The sequence below is a fragment of the Kribbella sp. NPDC048915 genome (assembly GCF_040649595.1).
Classification (GTDB): domain Bacteria; phylum Actinomycetota; class Actinomycetes; order Propionibacteriales; family Kribbellaceae; genus Kribbella.
The window spans coordinates 1-15,408 of sequence record NZ_JBEZFT010000007.1; the positions used below are offsets into that span (position 1 = coordinate 1).

The window sequence follows — 15,408 nt, forward strand, 5'->3', positions numbered from 1 at the left end:
AGGGAGCCGAGCCGACCGCCCGTGGAGCCGAGCCAGCCATCCAGGGAGCCGAGCCGACCGCCCGTGGAGCCGAGCCAGCCATCCAGGGAGCCGAGTCGGCCGTCCGGGGAGCCGAGTGGGCGGTCTGCAGGTCCCGGTTCACTGGTCCGCGGCGACGCTTGAACACAAAAGACCCCCTCCGGTCCGTCTGGATCGGAGGGGGTCGGGCCGCTCAGCTAGCGCCGCACCGTTGGTCTGTTGACCGGTGCGTCGTCAGCGCTCTTCGCGGAAGTCGACGTGTTCGCGGAGCTTCGGGTCGTACTTGCGGATCACGAGCCGGTCGGGATTGTTCCGGCGGTTCTTCCGCGTTACGTAGGTGAAGCCGGTACCGGCGGTGCTGCGAAGCTTGATGATGGGGCGGAGGTCGTTGCGCTTGGCCATGCTGTCCTCTCTTTCACCCGGCACAACGCCGACCGGGTGGCGGCTATTCCGCCCAGCAGGGTAGTTTGTAGTGGTTATCGTTTTCAACAAGACAGGAGAGTCGATGCTGCCGGTGACCTTGCTGACGGGGCTCGACGACGAGTTCCGCACCGCCGTCGCGGCGAACGTCCTGGCAGCCGCCGGTCGGGCCGGCGTTCTGGTGGAGTACGACGTGAGTCGGCTGAGCAGCGGTGCGGTGGTACGCACCGCCCGGACCGCGACCGGTGTCATCGACCGCGAGGTCATCACGATGGAGCATCCGTGCGTGTCCTGTGCGCTGCGCGGTTCGCTGGTGCAGCTACTGGCGAGCATCGCCGCCGTCGAGCGGTACGGCGTGGCGATCGTCGACGTACCGACGGCCGGTGACACGCGCGCGATCGCCGCCGAGATCAACCAGGACACCGATCTCGCGGTCGACGCGGTCGTCACCACCGTCGACAGCGCCACGATCGTCGACGATCTCAGTGGCGATCAGCTGGTGCGAGAACGCGGCGTACCGACCGCGGCCGAAGACGGGCGCGCGATCGCCGAGATCGCCGTACGGCAGCTGGAATCGGCCAACGCCGCGATCCTGAGCTACGACGACGACACGGTCCGCGATCTCCTGCACGCGATCAACCCGCAGCTCCTCACGAGGACATCGCCCGCCGGACTGCTCGGTCTCGGTCTGCAGCTCCCGGTCGTCGAGCCCGGCTCGATCGCGGCGGCCTCGGAGCGGACGTTCGTCTGGCAGGCGGGACGTCCGTTCCATCCCGAGCGGCTGTACGACGCGCTCGAGGAGCTGGTCGCCGGTACGGTGCGCGGCCGCGGCACGCTCTGGATCGCGACCCAGCACCGCAACCGGCTGAGCTGGGACAGCTTCGGCACGAACATCGCGATCGGCGTCCTCGGTCCGTGGCTCGCCGACCTCCCGGCGGATCGCTGGGCGAGTGTCGGGCAGCAGCATCAGGCGCGGTCGGCGCTCGAGTGGCATCCGGAGTACGGCGATCGCGCGTCGTACCTGTCCCTCACCGGCGTCGACCTGGACACCCGGGAATTACGCGAGCGCCTCGACGGTTGTGTCCTACGTGCGGACGAAGCGGTTCACCCCCTGACCGATCCGTTCGCCCCCTATCTGGAAGGAAGTACCGCAGCATGAAGAAGGACATCCACCCCGACTACCGCCGCGTCGTTTTCCGGGACAAGTCCGGCGGCTTCAGCTTCCTCACCGGTTCGACCCGCGAGAGCACCGAGACCGTTGTCTGGGATGACGGGAACACCTATCCCGTCGTCGACGTCGAGATCTCGTCCGCGAGTCACCCGTTCTACACGGGCCAGCAGCGCGTGATGGACACCCAGGGCCGCGTGGAGAAGTTCAAGAAGCGTTACGGCCAGAAGTAACAGGCATCAACAACAGCCCGTCACCCCACCGAGGTGACGGGCTGTTTTGCTTGCTCAACAGACTGGTTGCTCAAGGGGCTGGGTGCACAGAAGACCGGTTGCTCAGAAGGCGACCGTCGCCTTGTGGCAGAACGCCTCGAGCCAGCGTCCGTCGACGCGGACGTAGACCTGGCTCATCCACTCCTCGACCGCGTACGGCGCTCCCTCCCACGTCCCGGAACTCGCCTTGCGGGCCGTCAGGACGACCGTGTCGCCGACCCGCGCGATCCGCTCACCGCCGACCGTGGTCATGGTGTGGTGCTGCAGCCGTCCCGACGCGATCCAGCCGATGATGTCGGCCTTCGGCGTTACGCCGCCGGCGTCGACCGCCACCCAGCCGTCGGTCCAGCACTTCGCGATCAGCTCGGCATCGTTCCCGACCAGCACCAGATCCGCCGCAGCCGCCGCGGCCCGCACTTCCTCCTCAACGCTCACCCACCCCATTCTGCCGGGCCGCACGTGAACCTTCCCTCATCCCGCGCACGGCACTCCAAGATGGGTTTACCTACCGCGTGGTGAGTTCCCAACCCGTATCAGGAACCCACAACACGATGGGTGAACCCATCCAAGAGACCCGCAGCCCGGCGGATAGCAGCGTCTCGGATTCGAGACGTTCGCATTGTCAAGATGAATGCCCGATCGGAGTGAAGCGGTTCAAACTGAAGAAATGGAACCGGTTGAGCTGACGGGTGCCGGGTTGTCGCCGCTGGAGGCGGTGGCGCTGGGGCAGCGGCGTACGGCGGTGCAGTTGAGTGACGATGCGCGGAAGCGGATGCACGAGTCAGCGCGGGTGGTGGCCGAGGTCGCAGACCGGCAGCCGGTGTACGGGCGGACCACCGGCGTCGGGGCCAATCGCGACGTGCTGACGTCCGACCCTGAGCACGGCGCGCGCCTGCTGGCGTCGCACTCGACGACCGGTACGACGTCGTACCCGAAGGATGTCGTACGGCTCGGACTGCTGATCCGCGTCAACCAGCTCGCGGCCGGCGGATCAGGGCTCGAACCGGCGGTGGCCGACGCGATCGTCGAGCTGCTCAACACCGACGACCTGCCCGACCTGCATCGCGGCGGCGCGATCGGGACCGGCGATCTCGGCCCGCTCGCCGAACTCGGGCTCGCGCTCGGCGACGCGGTGGCCGGAACCAGTGCGCTGCCGCTGCTGTCCAGTAACGCGTTCACACTCGCCGAGTGCTGCCTCGCGTACGTCGAGGCCACCACGCTGATCGACGTCGTACCGCTCGTCGGCGCCCTGTCGCACGTCGCGCTCCGCGGCAACGCCGAGGTGTACGACGCCCGCGTCCACGATGCCCGTCCGCAACCGGGTCAGGTACGCGTCGCGCAACGGATGCGCGACCTCCTCGACGGACTACCGTTGCCTCCGGCCCGCATCCAGGACCCGTTCGGACTCCGCGCGTTCGCCCAGGTACTCGGGCCCGCCGTCGACCATGCCGATGCCTTGGGCAACAGTGTGCGAATCGACATCAACGCCGCGGCGGAGAACCCACTGGTCGCCGGCGACGCCGTACTGCACAACGGCAACTGGCACGCGATGCCGATCGCCCTCGCGCTCGACTCGTTGCGCCTCAGCCTGCACAGTGTCGCGACCTTGTCGACCACCCGGGTGGCGAACCTGGTCGACCCGGACTACACCGGTCTCAGCCGGTTCCTGGCCAGCGGGGCGGACGCGAGCTCGGGCGTGATGATGATCGAGTACGTCGCCCACGACGCGCTGGCCGCCGTACGGTCGTCCGCGCAACCGGCGACGCTCGGTACGGCAACCTTGTCGCGCGGCGCCGAACTGCACGCGAGCTTCGCGCCCCAGGCGGCCGCCCTCACCGCGCAACTCCTCGACGCCCTGCGCGAAGTCCTGGCCAGTGAACTTGTGACCGCCGTACGGGCAATCCGGTTGGCCGGGCTGACACCCGACGACCTCGCACCGGCAGCGGTCGGCCCGTGGCTCGCCGACGCTCTGGCCGCGCTACCGGGCGACCTGGCCGACCGATCGCTCCGGGAGGACCTGGAGATCGCCCGCGGCCTGCTCACCCAATGGGGCGACCGCCAGGTCGAGCATCCCGCGGAGTCCGGCTCAGGATACTAGATCCGGTTGTAGGCCTTCAGCGTGCGGAGCGCTCCGACGGTGACCATCCCGCGGTACTCCAACGTGGCCGCCGGCCCCGGCGGCTCCCAGGTGAGCGCCCACCCGCCGTCGTCCTGCTGGTCCGCGACCAGGCGATCGAGGTGCGCCTCGAGCTGGGCGTCGGTGAAGAGCGGCCGCCAGAAGCTGTCCGGCGACGGCGCGAACTGCAGCGGCGTCACGCCGTACGACGGGTCCGACGCGTCGGCGCGGTAGTGCGCGAGCTTCGGGAGCCAGTCGCGAACGCGGTCGAAGTCGGCGTCACCGGTGTGCTCCAGGAACTCCAGCGCCTCGTGCATGCCGTGCGCGTCCTCCGGGAAGCCGTTCGCCAGCTCGGCCGCGCACCACTCGCCGGCCCGGTCGCGCCAGGGATGCTCGACACCCAACGTGTGCAGCCGGCCAACCAGCCCCGCGGTGGGGTTGAGCGCGGGCTGGTAGGTCCATTCGGCGATGTGCTCGGCGCGCGGGTAGCCCTCCACCGCGGGGCCGCACAGCGGTACGGCGCCGTCCGCGTTCGCGATGCGGTCGAGCCAGTCGGCGGCCCGCCGCACCATCTCGTCGTCGCGCGCCCCGGCTGCCAGCAGCGTGTCGAACGCGACCTCCACGTCGAGCGGAAGGCTGTCCGGGCACCGCTTGTCCGGTTCGAGCCCGTGCCCGAAGCCGCCGTCGGCGTTCTGGAACCCGCGCAGCGCATCCACCACGCCCTGCGGATCGGCCCCCTCGAACACCGCCGCGAAGAGCCGCCGCTCGAGCACCCGGGCGTCCCGCCGTACAAAGTCCCGACCTGCCGTGAAGATGTCCATACCCACACCCTGCCGGATCGGATCGCGCAGGTCTTGAACGAATCGGACGTCACGGCTCGAAGCGGTAGCCCATGCCCGGCTCGGTGAGCAGGTGTTTGGGGCGGGCGGGGTCGGGTTCGAGTTTGCGGCGGAGCTGGGCCATGTAGAAGCGCAGGTTGCCGCCGGCCGTTTCGTAGCCCGGGCCCCAGACCTCGGTGAGGAGCTGGCGCTGCGACATCAGCTTGCCGGGGTGGCGGACCAGGACCTCGAGCAGGTGCCACTCGGTGGGCGTCAGGCGGATGTCCGTACCGTCCGCGAGGGTGACCCGCTTCGCCGAGAGGTCGACGACCGCGCCGCCGACGGCCACCGTGGGCTGTTCCGGTGTGGCGGCACTGCGGCGCAGGACCGCGCGCATCCGGGCGAGTAGCTCGTCGATGCCGAACGGTTTCGTCACGTAGTCGTCCGCGCCGGCGTCCAGCGCCTCGACCTTGTCGGTCTGGTCGGTGCGTCCGGACAGCACGAGGATCGGCGCGTCGGTCCAGCCACGCAGTCCGCGGATCACATCGACGCCGTCGAGGTCGGGCAGTCCGAGGTCGAGAATCACCAGCTCCGGCGGGTACCGGCCGGCGACCTGCAACGCCGACGTACCGGTGCCGGCCAGCTGCACCTCGTACCCGCGCGCCTTCAGGTTGATCTGCAACGCCCGCACAATCTGCGGCTCGTCGTCCACCACCAGCACTCTTGTCACGCGTGGCCTTCCTGTTCCGAACGTTCCCTGGCCCCGGGAACCGGTACGTCGGGGCGCGTGACCGCGGACGGCATCGCGACCACCATGGTCAGTCCACCACCCGGGGTGTCCTCGGGCTGCACGGTGCCGTGCATGGCCTCGGCGAGTCCGCGGGCGAGCGCCAAGCCGAGGCCGACGCCGACGGTGTTGTCGGTGTCGCCGAGGCGCTGGAACGGCGCGAACACCCGGTCCCGCTCCGCCCGCGGAATCCCCGGTCCGCGGTCGACGACCCGGATCTCGACGGTGTCGCCGAGCGCGCTTGCGGTGACGAGTGGAGCCTGGCCGGGCGGCGAGTAGCGGATCGCGTTCGCCAGCAGGTTCGCCACGACCCGTTCGAGCAGCGCGGGGTCGGCTTCGACCAGCGGCAGCGTGTCCGGTACGTCGACACTCACCTGGTCGGCGTCCCCACCGAGCGCGGACAGCACGCCGGGCACGATCTCGTCGAGCGCCGTCGGCCGCGTGAACACCGGGAGTACGCCGGCCTGCAGCCGACTGAGATCGAGCAGGTCGTCCACCAACCGCGACAACCGGTCGAGCGACTCGTCCGCGGTCTCCAGCAGCTCCGCCCGCTCGGAGTCGGTCCACGCCACGTCGTGACCGCGCAGGCTCGTGACCGAGGCCTTTGCCGACGCGAGCGGTGACCTCAGGTCGTGCCCGACGGCGCGCAACAACGCCGTACGCAGCTTGTCCGCCTCGGCCAGCGGCTTCGCCTCGGCCGCGGCCTCGCTCAGGCGCGCGCGATCGATCAGCGCCGCCGCGTGCGCCGCGAACGCACCCACGAGCCGCCGCTCGTCGGCCTCCAGTTGGTGCCCCTGCAGGACCAGTACGAGATCGTCGCGGGCCGGGATCACCGCGTCCGCGTCCTCCGGCCGGCTGCAGGTCACGGTCCCGGCCGAGGCGACCTCCCGCCACTCGTCCGGCCCGTCGTCCAGCCGCTCCAACAGGCACGCACCCGTCATCCCGAACGCCTCGCGCACCCGATCCAGCAAGGCAGGCAGTGCGGTCTCGCCGCGCAGTACCGACCCTGCCAAGGTCGCCAGTGTCTCCGACTCGGCGGCGGCGCGGGCCGCTTCCCGGGTACGGCGGGCCGCGCGGTCGACGACCGAACTGACCATGGCGGCGACCAGCACGAAGATCACCAGCGCGAGGGCGTTGTTCACCTCGGCGATCGTGAACGTCCGGGTCGGCGGCGTGAAGAAGTAGTTGAGGATCAGCGACCCGCCGACCGCGGTCAGCATCGCCGGCAACATCCCACCGACCAGAGCCACCACGACGACCGCGAGCAGGAACGCCAGCACGTTGCTGGTCAGATTGAGGGTGTCGCCGCCGAGGCCGAGGACCAGCGCGAGCAGCGGCTGCAGGACCAGCGCCAGGACGAAGCCCTCGATCTTCCGCCGCCGCGACAAACTGCCGCGTAGCCGCGGCAACCGCCCGCGCCCCATTTGCCCATGGGTGACGATGAGAACGTCGATGTCGCCGGAGTCCCGGATCGTGGTGGCACCGATCCCGGGCCCACCGAGCAGCGAACCCAGCCGCGACCGGCGGCTGCCGCCGAGGACCAACTGGGTCGCATTCTCGGCCCGGGCGAAGCTGAGCAGCGCAGCCGGGACGTCGTCGCCGACGACCTGGTGATAGGTGCCGCCAATCTTCTCGACCAGGTTGCGCTGGTCGGCGAGCCGTTTCGGGTTGGCGCCGGTCAGCCCGTCGGAGCGGGCGACGTGGACGGCGAGCAGGTCGCCTCCGGACGAGCGGGCGGTGATACGCGCTGCCCGCCGGATCAAGGTCTCGCCCTCCGGGCCCCCGGTGAGCGCGACCACGACCCGTTCGCGGGTGTCCCAGGTCGAGTCGATCGCGTGCTGCGCGCGGTACTGCTGCAGGCCGGCGTCCACCCGATCGGCGAGCCAGAGCAGCGCGAGCTCACGCAGTGCGGACAGATTGCCCACGCGGAAGTAGTTGCCCAGGGCGGCGTCGACCTTGTCCGCGGCGTACACGTTCCCGTGTGCCATCCGGCGGCGCAGCGCCTCCGGCGTCATGTCGACGAGCTCAATCTGGTCGGCGGCGCGGACCACGCGGTCCGGCACCGTCTCCTGCTGCGGCACGCCGGTGATCTTCTCGACCACGTCGTTGATCGACTCGAGATGCTGGATGTTCAGCGTCGAGATCACGTCGACGCCGGCGGCGAGCAGCTCCTCGACGTCCTGCCAGCGCTTCTCGTTCCGCCCGCCCGGCACGTTCGTGTGGGCCAGCTCGTCGATCAGCGCCACCTCCGGCCGCCGGGCCAGGATCGCGTCGAGGTCGAGCTCGGTGAAACTGGCGCCGCGATAGTCGACGATCCGCCGCGGCACGGTCTCCAACCCGTCCAGCATCTGCTCGGTGTACTTGCGGCCGTGGGTCTCCACGAAGCCGACGACGACGTCGGTCCCCCGCGCTCGCCGGCGGCGTGCCTCGCCCAGCATCTTGTAGGTCTTTCCAACGCCGGGCGCGGCCCCGAGGTAGATTCGCAGCTCACCGCGGCCGCCCTTGCTCATGCGTCCATGCTCTCAGAGCGCGGCGAGGGCGCCGTTGAGCTTCACCACGTTGACGCGCGGCTCACCCAGGAAACCGAGCGTGCGCCCCTGCGTGTACTCCATCACGAGCTGCCGTACGGTCGCCACCGGCAGGCCGCGCTCCCGCGCGACCCGGTCGACCTGCAGGGCGGCGTACGCCGGACTGATGTCCGGGTCGAGGCCGCTGCCACTCGCCGTGACCGCGTCCGGCGGAACCTGCGACTGCGCGACCCCCTCGAGCGCCGCGACCGCCTCGCGTCGCTCCTCGACCTCTGCCAGCAGGTCGGCGTTGTTCGGGCCGAGGTTCGACCCGCCGCTGGCCAGCGCGTCGTACTCGCTCGCGGACGGCCGAGTCTGGAACCAGTGCGGATCGGCGACCATGATCGCCTCACCGTCGGCATCCTTGCGACCGCTGTCCATCGTGTACGCCTGACCGACCAGGTCCGATGCGGCATCCTTGCCGTCGACCCGGACGACCGAGCCGTTCGCGTTGCCGTGGAAGAGCACCTGGGCGGCGCCCGTCATCGCCAGCGGATAGGCGAGCCCGAGCACCACCGTGAAGAACACGAGCACCCGGAGCGCCACCATGACCTGGCGGAAACTGTTTGTCATTGACAACTACCCTTCAGCGCAGACCGGGGATCAGCGAGATCACCAGGTCGAGAAGCTTGATACCGACGAACGGGCTGATCAGCCCGCCGACGCCGTACACGAGCAGGTTGCGACGCAGCATCGCCGACGCCGAGGCCGGCTTGTACCTAACGCCGCGAAGCGCGAGCGGGACCAGCAGCACGATGATCAGCGCGTTGAACACGATCGCGGACACGATCGCCGACTGTGGCGAATGCAGCCCCATGACATTGAGCTTGTCCAGCCCGGGGTACGACGCGGCAAACAGCGCGGGCAGGATCGCGAAGTACTTCGCCACGTCGTTCGCGATCGAGAACGTGGTCAGTGAACCGCGGGTGATCAGCAACTGCTTGCCGATCTCAATGATCTCGATCAGCTTGGTCGGATTGGAGTCGAGGTCGACCATGTTGCCGGCCTCCTTCGCGGCCGACGTCCCGCTGTTCATCGCCACCCCGACGTCCGCTTGGGCCAGCGCCGGTGCGTCGTTGGTACCGTCACCGGTCATCGCGACCAGCCGGCCGCCCTCCTGCTCCTGCTTGATCAACGCCATCTTGTCCTCGGGCGTCGCCTCAGCCAGGTAGTCGTCGACACCCGCCTCCTCGGCGATCGCCTTCGCGGTCAGCGCGTTGTCGCCGGTGATCATCACGGTCCGGATACCCATCGCGCGCATCTGGGCGAACCGTTCGCGCATCCCGTCCTTCACCACGTCCTTCAGGTGCACGGCGCCAAGCGCCCGCGCCGTACCGTCGATGCTCTCGGCAACGACCAGCGGCGTACCGCCGGAGGTCGAGATCGCGTCCACGATCTCACCGAGCCGCGGATCGGTCGTACCGCCGTGCTGGTGGATCCAGGTGCTGACGGCTCCGGCCGCGCCCTTGCGGATCTGCCGACCGTCGACGTCCACGCCACTCATCCGGGTCTGCGCGGTGAACTCCACAAAGGTTGCGTGCGGCAACTCTCCGGTATGACGCTCGCGCAAGCCGTAACCGGTCTTCGCCAGCACGACGATCGACCGGCCTTCCGGCGTCTCGTCGGCCAGACTGGACAGTTGCGCCGCGCCGGCCAACTCGGTGTCGGTGACACCGCCCACCGGGAGGAACTCCGCGGCCTGGCGGTTGCCCAGGGTGATGGTGCCGGTCTTGTCCAGCAGCAGCGTGTTCACGTCACCAGCGGCCTCGACCGCGCGCCCCGACATCGCCAGCACGTTCCGCTGCACCAGACGGTCCATCCCCGCGATGCCGATCGCGGACAGCAGGGCGCCGATCGTGGTCGGGATCAGGCAGACCAGCAACGCCACCAGGATCACCGCGCTCAGCTGCGTGTGCGCGTAGTTCGCGAACGTCGGCAGCGTGACGGTCGCGATCAGGAACACGATCGTCAGGCTCGCCAGCAAGATGTTCAGCGCGATCTCGTTCGGCGTCTTCTGCCGCGCCGCGCCCTCGACCAGCGCGATCATCCGGTCGACGAAACTTTCACCGGGCCGGGTACTGATGCGCACCACGATCCGGTCCGACAGCACCTTCGTCCCGCCGGTGACCGCGCTCCGGTCGCCGCCCGACTCGCGGATGACCGGTGCCGACTCGCCGGTGATCGCCGACTCGTCGACACTCGCCACGCCTTCGACGACGTCACCGTCGCCGGGGATGATCTGGCCGGCCTCGACGACGACCAGGTCACCGAGCCGCAACTCGGTGGCCGGCACCTCCTCCTCGTCGCCACTCGGGGTGACGCGACGCGCGGTGGTCTCGGTCTTGGTCCGGCGCAGCGACTCGGCCTGGGCCTTGCCCCGGCCTTCGGCGACCGCCTCCGCCAGGTTCGCGAACAGAACGGTCAGCCAGAGCCAGACCACGATCCACCACGCGAACACGCTGGGGTCGGTGATGGCGAAGAGCGTCGACGCGACCGCGCCGACCTCGACGACGAACATCACCGGGTTGCGCACCATCAGCCGCGGGTCGAGCTTGCGTAGTGCATCCGGCAACGACGTGAACAGCATCTTCGGATCGAACAAACCCGAAGGTGCCTTCTTCGGCGCCACCTGGTCAGGAACGGGTGGGGTGGTCAGGGTGGTGGTCACAGTCCCTCCGCGAGGGGTCCGAGAGTCAGTGCGGGGAAGTAGGTCAGCCCGGTCACGATGACGACGACACCGACGAGCATCGTGACGAACAAGGCCTTGTGGGTGGGCAGCGTGCCCGGCGTCACCGGGACCGGCTGCTGCCGCGCGAGCGATCCGGCCAGCGCGAGCGCGAACACGATCGGTACGAACCGGCCGAGCAGCATCACCAGGCCCAGCGCGATGTTGTAGAAGGGGATGTTGCCGCTCAGTCCGGCGAACGCGCTGCCGTTGTTGTTGCCGGCCGACGTGAACGCGTACAGCACCTCGGAGAACCCGTGCGGGCTGTCGGTGTTCAGGATCGACGCCCGCGCCACCGCCAGTCCCATCGCGATCGATGCACCGACCAGTACGACGGTCGGCGTCGTGAGGAGGTACAGCGAGACCAGCTTCATCTCGCGCGCGGTGATCTTCTTCTTCAGGTACTCCGGCGTACGCCCGACCATCAGGCCCGCGACGAAGACCGTCAGGATGGCGAGGATCAGCATCCCGTACAGACCGGTACCGGTCCCACCCGGCGACACCTCGCCGAGCATCATGTGGAACAGCGTCGTACCGCCGCCGAGTGCGGTGTACGAGTCGTGCATCGAGTTCACCGCGCCGGTCGACGTACCGGTGGTCGAGGTTGCGAACAGCGCGGACGCCCATTCGCCGAAGCGGGTCTCCTTGCCCTCCATCGCAGCGCCGGCGGCCTGGGTCGCCGTACCGGCACCCTGGGTCTCGAAGAGCGTGGCGGAAACGGTGAACGCGGCCCAGAGCGTGCCCATCACACCGAGGATCGCGTACCCCTGACGCTTGTCGTTCACCATCAGGCCGAACGTCCGCGTGATGCAGACCGGGATGACCAGCAGCAGGAAGATCTCGAACAGATTCGACAGCGGGTTCGGGTTCTCGAACGGGTGCGCCGAGTTGGCGTTGTAGTAGCCGCCGCCGTTGGTGCCGAGCTCCTTGATGACCTCCTGACTGGCAACCGGACCGCCGGGGATCGTCTGGCTCTGCCCGACGACCGAGGTGACCTCATGACCGCCGGAGAAGTTCTGGACCACCCCCATGGCGACCAGGACCAGCGTGCCGATGATTGCGATCGGCAACAGAATCCGCAGCGAGGTCCGGGTCAGGTCGACCCAGAAGTTGCCGATTCGGTCCGTCCGCGACCGGGCGAAGCCGCGGATCAGCGCCACCGCCACGGCCATGCCGACCGCCGCCGACAGGAAGTTCTGCACGGCGAGCCCGGCGAACTGGACCAGGTGACCCATCACGGCCTCGGGCACGTAGTTCTGCCAGTTCGTGTTGGAGACGAACGACGCCGCGGTGTTGAACGCGAGCCCCGAGGGGACGTTCGGCAGACCGAGCGACAGCGGCAGCCAGTGCTGGACGCGTTGCAGGAGGTACAGCAGGACGACGCTGACCGCGGAGAACGCCAGCACCGAACGGGCATAGACCGCCCAGGTCTGGTCGGCCTTCGAGTCGACGCCGAACAGGCGGTACGCCGCGCGCTCGACCCTGGTGTCCGTGCCGGAGGAGTAGACCCGTGCCAGGTAGCCGCCCAACGGAAGGTAGACGGCGCCGAGGCACGCGAGGAGAAGGCCGACCTGCAGCAGGCCGGCAGCGGTGTCGGACATCAGAACCTCTCCGGGAAGACCAGGGCCGCGATCAGGTAGAGGACCAGCGCGACGGCCACCACCAGGCCCGCGATATCTGCAGTGCTCATGCCTTCACTGGACACCGCCGGCTGCCGGGTCAGGAGAGTTCTCGCGGACCTCTCACACCCGCTGGTGCGCCTCTCACAGACTTCTCACATACTTACGGCTGGCAATCCCGCCGACAGATGAGGGAAGAACACTTACGTGACTGAACTGGACACCCCCGCCACCGCCGAGCAGTTCTTCTCCGCGGAGAGCAGGGCCGCGCTGGCCGACGCGAGCCGGAAGCTCGCCGAGCGGCTGCAGGCGCACACCGAGGCGCTGCTCGCGATGACGGGCAACGAAGATCACACCACGCTGTTCGAGCACAACGCGGCGCTCGAGGGTGTGGTCGAGGAATGGAACGACGCGGTCTTCGAACACACCGGTACGTCGCCGCTGCTGCTGGACGACTCGATCGACGACGAGGACGAGGAGACCGAGCAGGACCAGGTGCTCAGCGTCGTGTCCCGGTTCGACCTGCGCGTGGTCGACCTGGACGCGCTGCTCGAGGCCGGGCGCGCCGCGCAGGAGCGGCAGCCGGATGAGCTCGACGAGTCCGGTGACCGTGAGCCGGTCGAATCCGCCGAGCAGGCCATCTACGAGATCAGCCGCGAGGCCGGCGAGCCGTGGTTCGAGCTGCCCGGTGTCGAGATGGTCGCCGGTGGCCGCGCGTACGTCGTACCGGAGGCGCCGTTCGAGCCGGTCGACGCCGACGCCGAGGACGTCGTCACCGAACTCGCGGCTCCGAACGGCGTGCCGACCCATGCCGAGACCTGGGCCTAGACGTACAACTCGCCGTCCAGGACCGTGATCGCCTGACCCTTCAGGTAGACGCGGTCGCCGGACGGCGTCACCCGCACGACGCCGCCTCGGGCGGACGCCTGGTAGCCGACCAGCTCGTCCCGCCCGAGGCGCTCGGCCCAGTACGGCGCGAGGCTCGTGTGGGCGCTACCCGTCACCGGATCCTCGGGGATACCGCTCGCGGGTGCGAAGAAGCGCGAGACGAAGTCGTACTCCTCGCCCGGCGCCGTGACGATCAGCCCGCGCAGGCCGCCGTTTCGGGTGATCGCGGCGATGGCGTCGTAGTCCGGTACGACGGCGCGCACGGTCGCCTCGCCGCGGACGACGACCAGGAGGTCGTTGAGTGCACCGGTCGCGTAGACCTCGACGGGCTCCACCGCGAGCGCGGCTGCGAGTCCTTCCGGCGCTTCGACAGCGCTCGGTAGGTTGAGCGGGAAGTCGAGCGTGATCCCGTCGTCGGCGACGTCCGCCACCAGGACTCCGCTCAGCGTGGCGAACGTGGCTTTGCCGGACAGCTTGCCGTCGGTCGCCAGAACGTGGGCGGTCGCCAGGGTGGCGTGACCGCAGAGCACGACCTCCTTCGTCGGCGTGAACCAGCGCAGGTCCCACTCCGCCTGAGCACCTGCCGATGGGCGGACGAATGCAGTCTCCGCGTGCTTGAGTTCGGCGGCCACGGACTGCATCCAGGCCTCGTCCGGCCAGTCGCCGGCGTCGAGCACGCACACGCCGGCCGGGTTGCCGGTGAACGGACGATCGGCGAACGCGTCAACCACTCGGATCCTCATGAACCGACGCTAACCGGCCAGCAAACGCTCGTTCCATAGCCACCTGACCGGCAAGTGGCCTTGAACCGCTTCAGCGCACGCGCCGTATCGAGGGTGTCCCGCATTCCGACCGACAGGAAAGTGACATGTCGCTTCGCTCGAAGGGCCGTCCACTCGCCGTGGCGACCGCATTCGCCAGCTCACTCGCCCTGCTCGTCCCGGCGACCGCCGATGCCCACCGGTCGCCGCACACACTCGCCGTACAGCAGGTCAACTTGGTCTCGGATCAGGCCGGAAAGGCCGTCCTCCAGGACCCGGACCTGGTCAATCCGTGGGGTCTGTCGCTCGGTGCGACGACGCCGCTGTGGGTGTCGAACCAAGGTACGTCGACGTCCACGCTGTACTCGTCCGCGCCCGGATCGAGCACCGTCACGAAGGTGCCGACGGTCCGCGTCACGGTACCGTTGCCGACCGGGCAGGTGTCCAACGCGAGTACCTCGTTCGTAGTCAGCAACGCGACCGCGAGCGCACCGGCGCGCTTCATCTTCGCCACGCTGACCGGGCAGATCGCGGCCTGGAACCCGACCGTCAACCCGTTGCTCGGACCGGCCGACATCAAGGCGACCACGCCCGGCGCGGTGTACACCGGGCTCGCCATCGCCGGCGGCCCGGACCGGCTGTTCGCGGCCGACTTCGCACGCGGGCGGATCGACGTGTTCGACGGTTCGTTCCAGCCGGTGACGCTGCCGCGGTGGGCCTTCCGCGACAAGGCGCTGCCGAAGGGGTACGCGCCGTACAACGTGCAGACGCTCGACGGGCGGATCTTCGTCACCTACGCCAAGCCGGACCCGAAGACGGGCCGGGCAATGCGCGGCGTCAGCCTCGGCCTCGTCAACGAGTTCACCACCGAGGGGAAGCTGGTGGCCCGCGTTGCCTCGCGCGGTCTGCTGAACGCTCCTTGGGCCCTCGCGCTCGCACCGGCCAGCTGGGGTAAGCCGGCCGGCACGCTGCTCGTCGGGAACTTCGGGGACGGTCGCATCAACATTCTGGAGCCGCGATCAATGAAGCGCTTCAAGCTCACCGGCCAGGTCCGCACCACCTCCGGACGCCCGCTCGCCATCGACGGTCTCTGGGCCCTCCTCCCCGGCACCGCCACCACCGGCGGAGCGGACATCCTTTGGTTCTCGGCAGGCCCCGACAACGAAACCCACGGCCTCCTCGGCCAACTCCGCAAGCCGTAGCCCCGCACCCGCGCCCCGCCGACCGTTTCGGGTCGGCAGGGCGCGGG

The 15,408-nt window shown here is 69.2% G+C and carries 15 protein-coding genes; 5 read left to right on the forward strand and 10 right to left on the reverse strand.

The features are described 5' to 3' along the window. Positions 1 to 252: 252 nt before the first annotated feature. Positions 253 to 420: a 50S ribosomal protein L33 gene (gene rpmG, locus AB0B82_RS05980; protein ID WP_360163136.1), complete on the reverse strand. Its 168-nt coding sequence runs from the start codon at positions 418 to 420 to the stop codon at positions 253 to 255. A 103-nt stretch (positions 421 to 523) separates the two neighbouring features. On the opposite strand from rpmG, the gene AB0B82_RS05985 reads away from it, so the two are divergent. Then, complete coding sequence (locus AB0B82_RS05985; protein ID WP_360163138.1) at positions 524 to 1,597, forward strand: GTP-binding protein; 1,074 nt, start codon at positions 524 to 526, stop codon at positions 1,595 to 1,597. Beyond that, on the forward strand, positions 1,594 to 1,839 hold the full coding sequence (locus tag AB0B82_RS05990) for a type B 50S ribosomal protein L31 (RefSeq protein WP_360163140.1): 246 nt from the start codon (positions 1,594 to 1,596) through the stop codon (positions 1,837 to 1,839). The genes AB0B82_RS05985 and AB0B82_RS05990 overlap by 4 nt, the downstream gene beginning before the upstream one ends. Positions 1,840 to 1,941: 102 nt before the next feature. Here AB0B82_RS05990 and AB0B82_RS05995 read toward each other — a convergent pair whose 3' ends face one another. Further along, positions 1,942 to 2,313, reverse strand: a complete 372-nt coding sequence (locus AB0B82_RS05995; RefSeq protein WP_360163142.1) for a nuclear transport factor 2 family protein — start codon at positions 2,311 to 2,313, stop codon at positions 1,942 to 1,944. A gap of 232 nt (positions 2,314 to 2,545) precedes the next feature. On the opposite strand from AB0B82_RS05995, the gene AB0B82_RS06000 reads away from it, so the two are divergent. Beyond that, positions 2,546 to 3,976: an aromatic amino acid lyase gene (locus AB0B82_RS06000; RefSeq protein ID WP_360163144.1), complete on the forward strand. Its 1,431-nt coding sequence runs from the start codon at positions 2,546 to 2,548 to the stop codon at positions 3,974 to 3,976. Here AB0B82_RS06000 and AB0B82_RS06005 read toward each other — a convergent pair. The 7 genes from AB0B82_RS06005 to kdpF are packed head-to-tail and all read right to left on the reverse strand — an operon-like array spanning position 3,973 to position 12,581. Next, positions 3,973 to 4,815, reverse strand: coding sequence for a hypothetical protein (locus tag AB0B82_RS06005; protein ID WP_360163146.1), 843 nt, complete (start codon positions 4,813 to 4,815; stop codon positions 3,973 to 3,975). The genes AB0B82_RS06000 and AB0B82_RS06005 overlap by 4 nt on opposite strands. A gap of 49 nt (positions 4,816 to 4,864) precedes the next feature. Continuing rightward, complete coding sequence (locus tag AB0B82_RS06010) at positions 4,865 to 5,542, reverse strand: response regulator (protein WP_360163148.1); 678 nt, start codon at positions 5,540 to 5,542, stop codon at positions 4,865 to 4,867. Beyond that, positions 5,539 to 8,109 carry a DUF4118 domain-containing protein gene (locus tag AB0B82_RS06015; RefSeq protein WP_360163150.1) on the reverse strand — a complete coding sequence of 857 codons (2,571 nt, stop codon included), beginning with the start codon at positions 8,107 to 8,109 and terminating at the stop codon, positions 5,539 to 5,541. The genes AB0B82_RS06010 and AB0B82_RS06015 overlap by 4 nt, the downstream gene beginning before the upstream one ends. A gap of 12 nt (positions 8,110 to 8,121) precedes the next feature. Further along, positions 8,122 to 8,745, reverse strand: coding sequence for a potassium-transporting ATPase subunit KdpC (gene kdpC, locus AB0B82_RS06020; protein WP_360163152.1), 624 nt, complete (start codon positions 8,743 to 8,745; stop codon positions 8,122 to 8,124). A gap of 7 nt (positions 8,746 to 8,752) precedes the next feature. Beyond that, complete coding sequence (gene kdpB / locus AB0B82_RS06025) at positions 8,753 to 10,795, reverse strand: potassium-transporting ATPase subunit KdpB (protein ID WP_360163377.1); 2,043 nt, start codon at positions 10,793 to 10,795, stop codon at positions 8,753 to 8,755. Between the two features lie 35 nt (positions 10,796 to 10,830). Continuing rightward, positions 10,831 to 12,492, reverse strand: coding sequence for a potassium-transporting ATPase subunit KdpA (kdpA, locus tag AB0B82_RS06030; protein WP_360163154.1), 1,662 nt, complete (start codon positions 12,490 to 12,492; stop codon positions 10,831 to 10,833). After that, positions 12,492 to 12,581, reverse strand: coding sequence for a K(+)-transporting ATPase subunit F (gene kdpF / locus AB0B82_RS06035; RefSeq protein WP_360163156.1), 90 nt, complete (start codon positions 12,579 to 12,581; stop codon positions 12,492 to 12,494). The genes kdpA and kdpF overlap by 1 nt, the downstream gene beginning before the upstream one ends. Positions 12,582 to 12,717: 136 nt before the next feature. Between kdpF and AB0B82_RS06040 the strand changes: the two genes are divergently transcribed. Next, the gene (locus AB0B82_RS06040) at positions 12,718 to 13,338 is read left to right on the forward strand and encodes a hypothetical protein (protein WP_360163158.1); all 621 of its coding nucleotides are present in this window, start codon (positions 12,718 to 12,720) and stop codon (positions 13,336 to 13,338) included. Here AB0B82_RS06040 and AB0B82_RS06045 read toward each other — a convergent pair. Beyond that, entirely contained in the window at positions 13,335 to 14,141 is an 807-nt protein-coding gene (locus AB0B82_RS06045; RefSeq protein ID WP_360163160.1) for a PhzF family phenazine biosynthesis protein, read from the reverse strand. The two genes, AB0B82_RS06040 and AB0B82_RS06045, sit on opposite strands and share 4 nt — an antisense overlap. Positions 14,142 to 14,266: 125 nt before the next feature. Between AB0B82_RS06045 and AB0B82_RS06050 the strand changes: the two genes are divergently transcribed. Further along, positions 14,267 to 15,361: a TIGR03118 family protein gene (locus tag AB0B82_RS06050; protein ID WP_360163163.1), complete on the forward strand. Its 1,095-nt coding sequence runs from the start codon at positions 14,267 to 14,269 to the stop codon at positions 15,359 to 15,361. The last annotated feature ends 47 nt before the right edge of the window (positions 15,362 to 15,408 follow it).